The organism is Streptomyces sp. NPDC053426, from assembly GCF_055585405.1.
On sequence record NZ_JBVJKE010000005.1, the window covers coordinates 161430 to 174487 of the forward strand.

The following is a 13058-nucleotide window of genomic DNA, read 5'->3' on the forward strand; positions in this document are numbered from 1 at the left end:
AGATGCGGAAACGAACCGCCGCTTCCGGTCTTGTTGTGGCCATGGCGACCGTGGGGGCCACACTGATGGCCGCGCCGACGGCGAGCGCCGCAGGATACGGCTGCTCCGGGTCACTCATCAGCACGTATCCGGTGAAGGACAACAGTGGGGTGTCGAGAGGTAATGTCTACCTCTATTACGACTCCTCCACCGGTTACAACTGCGCGGCGACGGTCAAGAACTCGGCCGGCGCGTACGGCACACCGTCCCTGACGAACGTGACCCTTGACCGATGCAGGGCCGGCACTTCTGGTTCGAGCTGCTACTCGGAGAAGAAGGTGACCGACGAGGGGCTCTACTCGTACTACGCCGGACCTGTCTCGTTGTCCGCCGCAGATCGGTGCATATCGATCTACGGGCTGATCCTCGGCTCCTGGGGTACGGCCCAGGTTTCCCGCAGTGGCGTCCACTGCGGGTAGGTTCGTGCGGGCAGAGCGCGGACGAGCGTTCCGCCGGCTCGGCCTCCCGGCCGGCGGAACAGGACGGAAACGCCACCATGGCCAGCGTTGTCGAGCTGACGTACTACCCCGTCAAGGGCTGCGCCGGGACGTCGGCGCGCGAGGCGCTGCTCACCCCGGCCGGGCTCGCGCACGATCGCAGTTTCATGGTCGTCGGTGAGGAGGGGGCGGGCCGGACGCAGCGCAGGGATCCCGGGCTGGCCCTGGTCCGGCCGGCGGTCAGCGCCGACGGCGGCCGACTCACCCTCCACGCGCCAGGGTTCGAAACGCTGGACCTCCGCGTGGACACGGCCGCCGCCCGGCGGAAGGTGGACCTGTTCGGGACGGTCCACCAGGGCATCGACCAGGGCGACACGGCAGCCGACTGGTTCACGGAGGTGCTCGGCGTGCCGAGCCGGCTCGTGCGCGTGCCGCCGGAGCACGACCGGGTGACCGACGGCAGGACCCCCGGCACCTCCGCCTACGCCGACAGTTGCGCCCTGCACGTCGTCTCACGCGCCACGCTCGGCCTGCTCAACCGCAAGCTGGCCGAACGCGGCGTCCCGCCGCTGCCGATGAACCGCTTCCGGCCCAACATCGTGGTCGACGGCTGGGCCGAACCGCACACCGAGGACCGCGCCCACCGCATCCGCATCGGCGACACCGAACTGGGCTACGCCAAGCTCGCCATCCGCTGCGCGGTCACCATGGTCGAACAGGGCACGGGGGCGAAGGCGGGCCCGGAGCCGCTCCGCACCCTCGCCGACTACCGACGCGCCGCCGAGGGCGGCGTCGCCTACGGGACCAAGTACGCCGTGCTGCGCACCGGCACCCTGTCCGTCGGCGACGCCGTGGACGTCACCTCGTGGGGAGAGTCCGAACTCTAGGACACCGGCCGGTGTGCGGGGGTTCAGCCGTACACCACCGACCACGGGCGCGGGGTGTCGTCGGGTGGGTGGGCGGTGCCCCCGCGCCGTGGGGTGGCGGTGTGGTGGCGGGCCAGGACCTCGGCGGCGAGTTCGGCGAAGCGGCGGGCGGCCGGGTGGGCTCCACGGCCGGTGGGCCAGGCGCCGCCGATGCGCAGGGTGAGGGGGCGGCCCGCCAGGGGGGACCAGGCGACGCGGGGTTCTCTGCGGGCCGCCGGTCCCTGGTCGAAGGCGACTCCGTGCCCCGCCGTCACGAGGGCGAGCAGGAACTCGGGGTTGGAGGCGTGGCGGAGACGGCCGGGGACGAAGCCTTCGGCGCGGCACACGTCGAGGATGCGGTCGTGCCAACCGGGCGCGTGTGCGCGGGGGAAGAGCACCAGGTCGTGGCCGGAGAGGTCGCCGAGCGACACTTCCGGCAGCCGGGCCAGGGGGGAGGTGCGAGGAAGGACGACGCCCAGGTCCAGTGAGACGGCGGGGCCCAGCCGTAGTTCGGTGGCGTCGACGGGATGGTGCACGAGTCCGACGTCCAGGCCGCCTGAGGCCAGCAGCCGCAGTTGCTCCACGGTGGTGACCTCCTGGAGGTCGACGGAGAGCTCCGGGGCGTGTTCCGCGCAGGCGGAGAGCAGCGCGGACAACACGGCGGCCGTGGTGTCGGGAGGCACGCCCGCGCGCAGGGTGCCGAGGCCGCCGTCGGCGGCGCGACGGGCCAGGGTGCGCAGCCTCTTCTCCCGGGCGAGGAGGTCGTGGGCCTCTTCCAGCAGCGCCGCTCCGGCGGCGCTGAGCCGGACGCCGCGCTGCGAGCGGTCGAACAGTTCGGCTCCGAGTTCCTTCTCCAGCCGGCGGATCGCCTGGCTGAGCGGTGGCTGGGCCATGCCCAGTCGCTCGGCGGCCCGGCTGAAGTGCAGCTCGTCGGCTACGGTGACGAAAAGACGCAGGTGGCGCAAGAGATCCACGGTCAAGGATCCTATCCGGAAGCCGCCGTACGGGGATGGACCGGACGGCCGATGACGGGGAACGTCGATGTCCGAGGATGAGCAGTGACGAGCACGCGAACAGCGATCGAGGATCGGATCCGGCAGGTCTTCGCCGAGGCGGGCGCGAGGGGGCAGTTGCACGCTGTTCCCGTCCGCGCGCGCACGCCGGCCGCCGGGGAGGCCGACGGCGAGCGGGGTGTCAGTGAAGTCGCCGTGGGCGCCGACGACGCCGTGGTGATCGCTTCGATCTTCAAGATACTGCTGGTGCTGGAGTTCGCCCGGCAGGCCGTGGCCGGCCAGCTCGATCCGAGGGAGCGGGTGCGGGTGACCTCGGCCGACCGGCTCGGCGGCTGGGGCACCGCCGGCTGTCTGGACGACGTCGAGCTGTCGTTGCGCGATCTGGCCTACTTCGCGATGTCGGTCAGCGACAACTCGGCCGCCGATCTGCTGCTGGACCGGGTCGGCCTGGACACCGTGCGACTGCTCGCGAAGGAACTCGGCCTGGACCGGACGCGCGTCGTGGGCGGCCCGCGGAACCTGCTGGAGTCGATGCTCGCGGAGGTCGGGGCACGCGACGAGAGGGAGTTCGCCGTGCGCTACCCGGCCCTGCCGGACGAGCGGAAGAGACGGCTGGCGGTGCTGGACCCCCGCCACACCACAGCCAGTACGCCCCGCGAGATCACACGGCTGCTCCGGCTCGTCTGGACCGATGCCGCCGGGCCGCCGGAAGCCTGCGCGCTCGTGCGCGATCTGATGGGCCGACAGGTCTTCCGCCACCGGCTGGTGTCGGGTTTCCCGGACGACGTCGCGGTCGCGGCCAAGACCGGGACCCTGCCCGGACTGCACATGGAGGCGGGCGTCGCCCGTTACCCGGACGGCGAGTGCTACGCGATCGCCGTGTTCGCACGCACCCACGACCTGACCGCCTCCCGTGCCACGGTGGACGCGGCGATCGGCCGGGCCGCCGGAATCGCGGCCGCTTCCCTCCGCGGCGACGGCCGCTGACCGGGGCACATATGCGTTCTCGTATCGGAAGTGCCGAACGCCGGTCTTGGACACGGGACTTCCCCCCTTGATCTGCTGACGCCATGACCCAGGACATACACACCTCGGACAGATCAGATGTCTCCCCCGGCCGCGGGTTCGACCGCCGTACGGTGCTGCGGGGCGCCGCGCTCGGTGCGGCGGCCCCGCTGATCCCGGCCACGGCAGCCGCAGCGGCCACCGCGTCCGCGTCCGCCGGCCGCGACCGGGGCGGTGACCGGGCCGCCCGTTCCGTGTCGTTCCGCTGGCTCGGCACCGCGGGCTGGCGCATCGACGTGGGCGGCCGCACCGTGCTCTTCGACCCCTACCTCACCCGTTTCCCCACCGGCCTGTTCGACGGCGGCCTCGACTCGGGTACCGAACTGAAAACGGATCCCGCCGTCGTGGACGCGCACATCGGCCGTCCCGAACTGGTGCTGGTGAGCCACTCCCACTGGGACCACCTCGGTGACGTGCCCTACATCGCCAAGACCACCGGCGCCCGTGTCATCGGCACCGAGACCACGTACCACCTGCTCACCGCCCTCGGAGTCGACTCGAAGCAGATCTCCGTGGTGAAGGGCGGCGAGGTGCTGGACATCGGCACGATCACCGTCGAGGTCGTCCCCAGCCTGCACAGCCGCAACAAGAACTGCTCGTACTTCGCCCCGGGCACGCTGAACGCCCCGCCCACGACGGTTCCCAGCACCATCGCGGACCTGCCCGAGGGAGACACCCTGGCCTTCCAGGTCACGGCCGGGGAGCACGGCCCGTCGGCGTTCCTCATGGGAGCCAGCGACTTCTCCGAACGGGCGGTGCGGGGCCTGCGCCCCGACCTCGCGATGGTCGCCGTACCCACCGCCACCAGCACCACCCACGACTACGTGCCCCGGCTGCTGAGCGCCCTGGACGCCCCCGGTGTCGTCGTCCCCGTCCACTGGGACAACTTCGAGCTGCCGCTGAGCGGTTCCCCGGTCCGCGACCCGGCGATGGACCTCGACGCCTTCCTCGCCCGGGTCGAGAAGGCGTCTCCGGCCACCCGGACCGTCGTCCCGGACTACCGCACCGTGTACGACGGCGACATGCGGCCCGCGAACCGGTAGGCGGGGCCCACCGGGCCGGTTCGGAGCCGCCGGGCCGGCCGCACGCCCGGGTCAGTCGCGGCGGAGTGCGCCGACGCGGCGCAGGCGGCGTACGACCGAGCGGAGTTCGGGGGGCGTGGCGGGCGCGGGGGCCTCGGGGGCGGGGGTGGTCCACAGGGCGAGTTCGCGGTCCCGGGGGCCGTGTTCGACGTGCGGGTCGCCGTCGCCGTACACCTGCACCGGATGGTGCGTGTCCCAGCGTTCCCAGCCCGGTGAGCCGTCGGTGACGAACCGTACCCACGCTCCGTGCATCGCGTCGGCGAGGTCCTGCGGGGCGCCCTCGCCGGCGAGTTTGCGGGCGTCCGGCTCGTCGCCGCTGTCGAAGACGAAGCCGAGTTCCAGGGCGTGGCAGGCGCCCATGCCGGGGCGGCGGGAGGGCCAGGCGAACTCGTAGACGTAGGAAGGGTCCCGGCGGCCGTCGGCGAGGCGGTGCAGGGGGACGCGGAGCAGGTGGTCGGTGACCAGTTGGCCGACGAGTTCCGCCGTACCGGCGTCGGGGCGCAGGGCGCGGTAGCCGCGCGGGACCTCGCTGCCGCAGCGGCAGCGGGCCATCGCGCCGGCCAGGGCGACCGCGCCGAGGCGGTCGACGCGTTCCACCAGGCCGCCGGGGACCAGCCAGAGGCGGTACTCGTCGCGGGTCCAGCCGGTCAGCAGCTCCACGCCGGGGGCCGCGCCGTCGGTGAGCGCCTCCAGGGGGTCGCGCGGGACCAGGTCGCCGTCGGTGACGATGCCGAAGGCGGGGCCGCCGAGTATCGGGCTGCCGAGGCGGCCGATGTCGGCCTGGACGCGGAGGAGTTGGTCGCGGTCGACGGCGGCGAAGGCCTCGGCGGTGGCGGGGACCTTGAGGCGGTTCGCCATGCGGCGGACCATGCGGCGCACCTTGTCGCGGTCGGTGGTCTCGGGCGGGCCGCTCTGCAGGACGGCCCGGCGGACCAGGCCCCGCGCCTGCGGGGCGGCGACGAGCGCGCCCGTGCTGATCGCTCCGGCGGACTGGCCGCCGAGGGTGACGCGGTCCGGGTCGCCGCCGAAGGCCCCGATCGACTCGTGGACCCAGTGCAGCGCGGCGAGCTGGTCGCGCAGTCCGGGATTGGCGGGGGCGTCCGGGAAGAGGCCGTAGCCCTCGACGCCGAGGCGGTAGTTGACCGACACGAACACCACGCCGTCGCGGGCGAAGGTGCGGCCGTCGTAGACGGGGACCGCCGAGGAGCCCCTGGTCAGGGCGCCGCCGTGGAGCCATACGAGGACGGGGAGGCGGGCGCCGGGGGCGGGGTCGGGGGTCCAGACGTTGAGGTTGAGGCAGTCGTCGCCGGGGACGGCCGGGTCGGACAGGTACTGCGCGAAGGCCTCCGAGTACGGGGGTTTCGGGGCCGTCGGGCCGAAGGCGGCGGCCTCGCGTACGCCGTCCCAGGGCTCGGGCGGGGTGGGCGGGCGGAAGCGGCGGGGGCCGAAGGGGGGTGCCGCGTAGGGGATGCCCCGGAAGACGGCCACGCCCTGCTCCCAGCGGCCGCGGACGGCTCCGTACGGGGTTCTGGTCACGGGGTTCACTCGGTCCGCCGTCATGTGCCCACCAGCCCTTCGCCGCGCCGCGCGGCGTCACGCACCGGCCGGGCCCACCGGCCCCGCCGGTAACACGAGAGCACCACGACGCCCCTCGGTATTCCCGGGTACGCGTGAGAGTTCTTCCCGCCCCGGCGCACCGGATCTACAGTAGGAAGCGCTTTCTATTCGAAGAGGTGGGTGCTCGATGGTCCGTGCGGGGAGTGCCGGCGTGACGGCCGGGCCGACGCTGGCGGTGGTGGCCCGTGAGGCGGGGGTGTCGGTGCCGACCGCGTCCAAGGTGGTCAACGGCCGCGAGGACGTGGCTCCCGAGACCCGTCGCCGCGTCACCGAGGCACTGGACCGGCTCGGGTACATCAGGAGACCCCGGTTCGACGGCGGGAGGGCGCCGCGTCTGGTGGACCTCGTGGTGCACTCGCTGGAGACCTCCGGGTCGGGCGCGGTGCTGCACGGCGCGGAGGAGGCGGCGGACGACGCGGGTCTCGAACTCGTCGTCTCGGCGGCCCTGACGCGGAGCCGTGCGGAGCGGCCGGAGCGGGGGTGGCTGGACAAGCTCGTCCTGCGGGGTTCGTCGGGGGTGCTGTTCCACCTGGCCGAGCTGAGCGAGCCGCAGTACGCGTGGCTCCAGCAGCACCGCATCCCGTTCGTGATGATCGACCCGGTGCTCGAACCGCCGGCGGGCGTGGTCTCGGTGGGCGCGGCGGACTGGCGGGGCGGGGTGACGGCGACCGAGCACCTGCTGGCCCTGGGGCACGAGCGCATCGCGGTCGTCGCCGGTCACCGGCACACGCTGTGCGCCGACGCGCGGATCGCCGGTTACCGCTCGGCCCTCGCCGCGGCGGGTGTGCGGCACCGCCCCGAGTACGTCCGGCACGCCGGTTCCGACGAGGGCGCGGCCGGCCGCCGCGTGCGCGAACTCCTCGATCTGCCCGAGCCGCCCACGGCCGTCTTCGTCTGCTCGGACCGGATGGCGCTGGACGTCTACGAGGCCCTGGCCGAGCGGGGTCTGCGCGTACCGGACGACATGAGCGTGGTCGGCTACGACGACCTGCCCGAGGCCCGCTGGCTCACCCCGGCCCTGACCACGGTCCGCCAGCCCCTGTCCGAGATGGCGGCGACGGCCCTGCGGCTGCTGCTGCGCATGATGGACGGCCACCGCCCGGAGAGCACCCGCACGGAACTGTCGACCCGTCTGGTGGAACGCGCCAGCACGGCACGGCCACGGGACCCGTCCGACGGTTCGGGGGACGTTCGATAGCACAACCAAGCGCCGTTGCGGGCCACTTCGTCCCGTGGTCAGCCGCCAGGGTGACATCCCCCGCCATGTCACTCCGTATGCTCCTATGCTGCGCGCGTGAGCAACGAAGTGACGAGCACCTCGTCGAGTACCTCGACAGGTGCCGATCCCCCGGGCGACGACGGTCCGCGTCCCTCGTGGCTGCGGCGTGCGGCGCTGCGGGTCCGCGACGCCGCCGCGGGCGCGTGGGTGATCACCCTCCTGCTCCTGGCCGATCTCGTGACCGTCCTCGGGGCGGGTGCCATCTGGCTGACGCTCGGCGGGGACGCCGCGGTGGTCGGCGTGACGGCGGCGGCGCTGCTGGCGTTCGCCGCCGCCGTGCTGCCGTTGATCGGACGCCGGGGCCCCGACGGACAGCCACCGCTGTGGCCGCCGTTCGTCCTCGTGGTGATCCCGCTGGCCGTCCTGGCCGTGGGACTGCCGGCCTGGGGCACCTGGGCGTTCCTGGACAGCCGCCCCGTGGACGTGACGAGCCGCGTGAAGCTCGACGTCGCCCCACCCCTGGTGAACGGCGACACCGTCCACGCCTCCCTGCACACCGACGATCCGAAGCCGCGGCTCACCATCACCTTCGAGGTCGCCCCGCACGACCCCGCCGCCCCGGTGTGCGTGCCCGGCACCGGGCTGACCGTGACCTCCACGGCGGGCGCCGGGAAGGACCAGGTGCGGACGGGCGACCCCGGCACGGAGTTCGCCTTCGCCCTGGGGCGAGGGGTGACCGATGTCGAGCTGTCCGTCCTGCTCGACGCCGAGCAGGGCTGCGAAGTGGACCTGTCCGTCGCCTCCGCGCATCTGGACGACTAGGGAAAGAAGCCAGTGACAGCCAACACGCATTCGCCGCGCCGCCCGTACTCCTCCCGCTCCCCCGGCCACCGGTGCGCGCGGGTCACGGTGGCCGCCGCCCTGCTGTTCACCGTCGCGGCCTGCGGGTGGACGGCGGACGGCGCGGACCAGGAGACCTCCCTCACCGGCACCGTCTACATCGGCGGCAAGACCGACCAGCCGGGGTTCAACCTGCACAGCGAGCACACCGACCGCGGCTTCGAACCGGACCTCGCCGCCTACCTCGGCAAGCGGATCGGCTTCACCCCCAAGTGGCACGACGTGGTGTCCGCCAAGCGCGAGCAGGAGCTCGTCGAGAAGTCGTCGACGCTGGTCATCGGTACGTACTCGATCACCCCGCAGCGGGACGAGCAGGTCGACTTCGTGGGGCCCTACTTCGTCACCAAGCAGGCGTTCCTGGTCCGCGAGGACTACGAGGGCATCAAGACCGAGAAGGACGTCGAGGACAAGGTGATCTGCACGGTCGAGGGCTCGACGGCGGCCATCGCCGCACTGCCCGGCGGCGCGACACCGCACACGGAGAGCGACTACTCGACGTGCGTGCGCAAGGTCCAGCAGGGCGACGTCGATGCCGTGTTCACCGACGAGGCACTGCTCTACGGCTACGTGGAACAGCAGAAGAACAGCGCCACGCCCGTCAAGGTCGTGCCCGACGTCTCGTTCGGCAACATCAACCGGTACGGCATCGCTCTGCCGGAGGACCGCCGGGGCGACTGCGACAAGCTGCGGGACGCGCTGCGCCGCTACATCGCCGACGAGTGGGCCAGCGATGTGAAGGCCCAACTGCCCGCCCTGGTCGCCGCCTACCCCGGTGACTGGGAGAACCGCTTCCGCCCCGACCCGCAGGACGTGAACACGTACTCCTCCTGCAAGGAGTGATCAGCGGGCGGTGGCCCAGGTGATGCCGCCGAGCAGATGGGCGCGGAAGTCCGGGTCGTCGTAGGCCTCGGCGGCGTGGCCGAGGGCGGTGTAGAAGACGCGGCCCGCGCCCTGTTCGCGGCACCAGGCCAGCGGGTGGTCGGTGCCCATGCCGCCGCCGTCGTACGACGACTCGTCGGCGGTGACGAGGACCCGTACCGCACCACGGGGGTTGGTGCGGAAGTCGTACCACTCGTCGGTGAACTCCCATACGGCGGGCAGGTGTCGGGTCGCCGGGTGGTCGTGGTCCTCGGTCAGGGCGCGGCCCGGCTGGAAGGCGGGGTGCCTGTCGAAGCGGGCGCCGAGGAGTTCGCCGTAGTACGGCCAGTCGTACTCCGTACAGGCGGCGGCGTGCACGCCCACGAACCCGCCGCCCGCCTCGACGTACGCCGTGAGTCGTCGCCGCCCGGCCGGGGTGAGCACCTCGCCGCTGGTGGAGAGGAAGACGACGGCGGCGTACCGGTCCAGCGGTTCCTCGAGGGCGGCCGGGTCCTCGGTGGCGTCGACGGCGAAGTCGCCGAGGGTGCGCAGGGCGGCGACGCCGGCGGGGATGGAGTCGTGCCGGTAGTCGGTGGTGCGGGTGTACACGAGGAGGGCGGGGCGTGCGGAGGCGGGCATGGGCGGGAGCCTATGCGGCGGGCGCCGGAAACTCGATGTCGGGCAGCCGTCACGGTCCTCCAGAATGTGCGGATGATCGGCAACCGGATCACCTACCGCATGGCGGACGGCGTACGCGTCCCCGGAACCTGGCGGCACGCCTTCATCCGTAACCTCGACTACCACCTGACCGACCTGTTCATCTACGCGGACGGGCTCATCGACTGCTGGGGACTGGTCACCCTGGAGGAGTTCGAGCGGAAGCTGCGCAGCGGCCGGGTCGCGACCGAACTCCCGGAGGGCGCGGAGGCGTCCGCCTTCGACCTGGCCCGGTGGAAGTTCGCCGAGCCGCAGACCTGGCTCACTCCCGAGGTCCTGGTCGCCGAGATACGGGACACGATCGACCAGCTCAACAGGCGCCCGGACTCGACGGCCCGCTGTCTGGCGGCGGTCGACGTGTTCCTGGCCGACCGCTCCGAGGAGAACCGGGAGGCGGCACGCGACCTGTACTTCGCCATTCCCGAGACGCAGCGGCACTACGCGCTGGGCGACATGGACCACAAGGACTGGCCGTTGCAGGTGCTGTTGGCCGGCCCCGGCGGGACCACCGGCCGCCGGCCCGACAAGGAGGTCACGCGGGACCAGTACGACTGGGCGCTCTCCTACTTCGAGGAGCGGGCCGAGTGGATGGCGAAGGCGCGTGCGCGCGTTCCGGCCGACGGTCCCGCGACCGCCGTCGCCCCCGCGGTCCACCTGTACGAGAGCTACCCGCTCAAGCCGTCCGACGACCCGGGCACGAAGGCGCTGCGCAACGAGTACCCGGCGCCCGTCGAGGTCGACGGCGTCACCTACCCCACCGTCACCCACGCCTACTGGGCCCTCTCCGTCGCCGACCCCGCCCTGCGGGAGGCGGTCGCCGCCGCGGACAGCACGTTCAGCGCCCGGAACCTGGCCGCCGACGCCGAGCGGAGCGAGGGCTGGGAGCAGCGGCGGACCGCCGTCATGACGGCACTGCTGCGCGCCAAGTTCACCCGGCATCCGGAACTGGCCCGCGTCCTCCTCGGCACCGGGGACGCGACGATCGTCTACGGCGACTCCGACTCCGCGTTCTGGGGCGACGACCGCGGCAGGGGCCGCAACTGGACCGGCCGCCTCCTCGAACTGGTCCGGTCCGAACTCGCGTGTCCGATTCCTTCAAGACCGTCGTAGGGGCGCGGCCCTACGGTGGGCCGCATGAGTGCACGATTCGATGCCATCGGGATGGTCGTCTCGGACATGGCCGCCTCCGTCGCCTTCTACCGGCGTCTCGGGTTCGCCTTCCCCGAGGGGGCCGAGGAGCAGGGACATGTGGAGGCCGGGCTGCCGGGAGGGCTGCGGTTGCTGCTGGACACGGAGGAGGTGGTCCGGTCCTTCCACACGGGATGGGAGCCGCCGTCGGGCGGGGGCAGGACCTCCCTGGCGCTGCGGTGCGACAGTCCCGCGGAGGTCGACACGCTGTTCGCGGAGATGACCGACGCCGGGAGCGGTTTCGAGCTCAAGCCGTGGGACGCCGTGTGGGGGCAGCGGTACGCCGTCCTCCTCGACCCGGACGGGAACGGGGTGGACCTGTTCGCGCCGCTAGCCGTGAGCGGTCAGTAGCTCGCCCAGCGGCAGGCCCGTCAAGTCCCGTATCTCGCGGGAGAGATGGGCCTGGTCCGCGTAGCCGGTCCGGGTGGCCGTCTCCGCGAAGGGGACGCCCGTCCGGGCCAGGGCGAGGGCACGGCGCATCCGGAGGATGCGGGCCAGGGTCTTCGGGCCGTAGCCGAACGCGGCCAGCGAGCGGCGGTGCAACTGGCGGGCGCCCACGCCCAGTTCGTCGGCGGTGGTGGCCACCGGGCGGCCCGCGGCGAGGGCGGTGACCAGACGGCCGAGCAGGGGGTCGGGCGGGGGCGTCCGCGCCGCCCGGCGCAGGGCCAGGTCCTCCAGGGCGTGCGCCGGATCGTCCGCCGCGTTCACCCGGGCGGTCATGCGGCGCACGTCGGCCGCCGGCCACAGGTCGGACAGGGCGACGCGGAGGTCGCGCAGCTCGTGGGCGGGTACGCCGAGCAGGGCGGGCGCGGTGCCGGGGCGGAAACGGACGCCCGCCCAGGCGCTCGGCCGGCCTTCGGTGAGGTGGGCGTGGGTGTCGGGGCCGGCGACCAGCAGGCGGCCCTCGTTCCAGAGCAGGTCCATGCAGCCGTCGGGGAGCACCCGGCCCTGCCCGCTCGTGGACGGGGTGTTGGTCCACACGACCGCGCCCGCCACTCGTGACTCCCGCTCCCTGTACACGCCCCCAGGCTACGCCGCCCGCGTCCGCCACTCCTGCGGGCTGACCTCGTAGGCCCGTTTGAAGGCCGTGGACAGGGCGAACGCGCTGCCGTAACCGACCTGGCGGGCGATCGCGCCGATGGTGTCGTCGGTGTCGCGGAGGCGGTCCGCGGCGAGGGCGAGGCGCCAGCCGGTGAGGTAGGTCATCGGGGGTTCGCCGACGAGTTCGGTGAAGCGTCGGGCGAGGGCGGCGCGGGAGACCCCGGCCTTCGCGGCGAGCGTGGCGACCGTCCACGGGTGGGCGGGGTCGTCCTGGAGCAGCCGGACGACCGGGCCCACCACCGGGTCGGCCTGGGCGCGGTACCAGGCGGGCGGCTCCGCCTCCGGGCGGGCGAACCAGGCGCGCAGCGCGGCGATGACCAGCAGGTCGAGCAGCCGGTCCAGGACGACCTCCTGTCCGGGGGCGTCGCGCACGATCTCCTCGCTGAGGAACGGCGTGAGCGGGCAGTCCCACACGTCGGTGGTGAGGGAGAGCAGCGGCGGCAGCGCGTCCAGGAGCCGGCCGCCGATCTCGCCCCGCATCTGGTAGGTGCCGATCAGCACCACCGTCCCGCCGTCCGGCCGGTGGCCCCAGGTGCGGACGCCCAGGTCCATGACGCCGTTCAGGGGGCGCCCGTCGGGGTAGGAGCACTCGCCGCCGGGCAGGATCAGCGCCTGCGGGGCCGTGGCCGGGTCGTCGGCGCAGGTGTACGGGTCGGGGCCGCGCGCGATGGCGAGGTCGCCGGGGCGCAGCCGGAGGCGCTCTCCCCCGTCCGGCACGATCCACGCCTCGCCGCGGACGAGCAGCATCAGCGTCAGGGGGGCGCGGTCCTCCACGCGGATCGCCCACGGCGGGTCGAGACAGGCCCTGATCATGAACGCGCCCCGCGCGCGGGGGCCCTCGAGCAGGCCGGTGAGTGCGTCCATGGGAGCAGCGTAGACGCGGGCTTATGGGAACGAGCCGTTCAGCGATGGTTCCG

The 13058-nt window shown here is 73.1% G+C and carries 14 protein-coding genes; 9 read left to right on the plus strand and 5 right to left on the minus strand.

Features of this window, described 5'->3' with window-relative positions:
• Positions 1-149: 149 nt before the first annotated feature.
• Positions 150-458 (plus strand): hypothetical protein, encoded by a 309-nt coding sequence (locus ACZ62B_RS12515; RefSeq protein ID WP_468879116.1) that lies wholly within the window; start codon positions 150-152, stop codon positions 456-458.
• Positions 459-535: 77 nt separating this feature from the next.
• Positions 536-1363: an MOSC domain-containing protein gene (locus ACZ62B_RS12520; protein ID WP_468879119.1), complete on the plus strand. Its 828-nt coding sequence runs from the start codon at positions 536-538 to the stop codon at positions 1361-1363.
• Between the two features lie 23 nt (positions 1364-1386).
• Here the strand turns inward: ACZ62B_RS12520 and ACZ62B_RS12525 are convergent, their stop codons facing one another.
• Positions 1387-2355, minus strand: coding sequence for a LysR family transcriptional regulator (locus tag ACZ62B_RS12525; RefSeq protein WP_344556409.1), 969 nt, complete (start codon positions 2353-2355; stop codon positions 1387-1389).
• An 84-nt stretch (positions 2356-2439) separates the two neighbouring features.
• Here ACZ62B_RS12525 and ACZ62B_RS12530 point away from each other — a divergent pair, with 84 nt between their 5' ends.
• Both ACZ62B_RS12530 and ACZ62B_RS12535 read left to right on the plus strand, forming a co-directional pair.
• Entirely contained in the window at positions 2440-3381 is a 942-nt protein-coding gene (locus ACZ62B_RS12530) for a serine hydrolase (protein ID WP_344556411.1), read from the plus strand.
• A gap of 83 nt (positions 3382-3464) precedes the next feature.
• Positions 3465-4502: an MBL fold metallo-hydrolase gene (locus ACZ62B_RS12535; RefSeq protein WP_469690168.1), complete on the plus strand. Its 1038-nt coding sequence runs from the start codon at positions 3465-3467 to the stop codon at positions 4500-4502.
• A 51-nt stretch (positions 4503-4553) separates the two neighbouring features.
• Here the strand turns inward: ACZ62B_RS12535 and ACZ62B_RS12540 are convergent, their stop codons facing one another.
• Positions 4554-6101, minus strand: a complete 1548-nt coding sequence (locus tag ACZ62B_RS12540) for a carboxylesterase/lipase family protein (RefSeq protein WP_344556415.1) — start codon at positions 6099-6101, stop codon at positions 4554-4556.
• Positions 6102-6285: 184 nt separating this feature from the next.
• Here ACZ62B_RS12540 and ACZ62B_RS12545 point away from each other — a divergent pair, with 184 nt between their 5' ends.
• The 3 genes from ACZ62B_RS12545 (at position 6286) to ACZ62B_RS12555 (ending at position 9117) form a co-directional block, all read left to right on the plus strand.
• Positions 6286-7356: a LacI family DNA-binding transcriptional regulator gene (locus ACZ62B_RS12545; protein ID WP_344556417.1), complete on the plus strand. Its 1071-nt coding sequence runs from the start codon at positions 6286-6288 to the stop codon at positions 7354-7356.
• Positions 7357-7452: 96 nt separating this feature from the next.
• Positions 7453-8199, plus strand: coding sequence for a hypothetical protein (locus ACZ62B_RS12550; protein WP_344556419.1), 747 nt, complete (start codon positions 7453-7455; stop codon positions 8197-8199).
• A 12-nt stretch (positions 8200-8211) separates the two neighbouring features.
• A complete protein-coding gene (locus tag ACZ62B_RS12555) occupies positions 8212-9117 on the plus strand; it encodes a transporter substrate-binding domain-containing protein (RefSeq protein ID WP_344556421.1) in 906 nt (301 codons plus the stop codon).
• On the opposite strand, the gene ACZ62B_RS12560 is transcribed toward ACZ62B_RS12555, so the two are convergent.
• Positions 9118-9774: a ThuA domain-containing protein gene (locus ACZ62B_RS12560; protein ID WP_468720596.1), complete on the minus strand. Its 657-nt coding sequence runs from the start codon at positions 9772-9774 to the stop codon at positions 9118-9120. It abuts the gene before it with no gap.
• A gap of 72 nt (positions 9775-9846) precedes the next feature.
• Here ACZ62B_RS12560 and ACZ62B_RS12565 point away from each other — a divergent pair, with 72 nt between their 5' ends.
• Positions 9847-10962 carry an NADAR family protein gene (locus ACZ62B_RS12565; protein WP_469690172.1) on the plus strand — a complete coding sequence of 372 codons (1116 nt, stop codon included), beginning with the start codon at positions 9847-9849 and terminating at the stop codon, positions 10960-10962.
• A gap of 24 nt (positions 10963-10986) precedes the next feature.
• Entirely contained in the window at positions 10987-11391 is a 405-nt protein-coding gene (locus ACZ62B_RS12570) for a VOC family protein (RefSeq protein WP_344556427.1), read from the plus strand.
• Here the strand turns inward: ACZ62B_RS12570 and ACZ62B_RS12575 are convergent.
• Entirely contained in the window at positions 11371-12060 is a 690-nt protein-coding gene (locus ACZ62B_RS12575) for a helix-turn-helix transcriptional regulator (protein WP_344556429.1), read from the minus strand. The two genes, ACZ62B_RS12570 and ACZ62B_RS12575, sit on opposite strands and share 21 nt — an antisense overlap.
• A 9-nt stretch (positions 12061-12069) precedes the next feature.
• Entirely contained in the window at positions 12070-13005 is a 936-nt protein-coding gene (locus ACZ62B_RS12580) for an AraC family transcriptional regulator (protein ID WP_073931020.1), read from the minus strand.
• Positions 13006-13058: the final 53 nt, after the last annotated feature.

Coding starts and splice junctions, on each gene's coding strand:
- ACZ62B_RS12520 (WP_468879119.1), top strand. CDS start 536: ATGGCCAGCGTTGTCGAGCTGACGTACTACCCCGTCAAGGGCTGCGCC.
- ACZ62B_RS12535 (WP_469690168.1), top strand. CDS start 3,465: ATGACCCAGGACATACACACCTCGGACAGATCAGATGTCTCCCCCGGC.
- ACZ62B_RS12540 (WP_344556415.1), bottom strand. CDS start 6,101: ATGACGGCGGACCGAGTGAACCCCGTGACCAGAACCCCGTACGGAGCC.
- ACZ62B_RS12545 (WP_344556417.1), top strand. CDS start 6,286: ATGGTCCGTGCGGGGAGTGCCGGCGTGACGGCCGGGCCGACGCTGGCG.
- ACZ62B_RS12560 (WP_468720596.1), bottom strand. CDS start 9,774: ATGCCCGCCTCCGCACGCCCCGCCCTCCTCGTGTACACCCGCACCACC.
- ACZ62B_RS12565 (WP_469690172.1), top strand. CDS start 9,847: ATGATCGGCAACCGGATCACCTACCGCATGGCGGACGGCGTACGCGTC.
- ACZ62B_RS12570 (WP_344556427.1), top strand. CDS start 10,987: ATGAGTGCACGATTCGATGCCATCGGGATGGTCGTCTCGGACATGGCC.
- ACZ62B_RS12580 (WP_073931020.1), bottom strand. CDS start 13,005: ATGGACGCACTCACCGGCCTGCTCGAGGGCCCCCGCGCGCGGGGCGCG.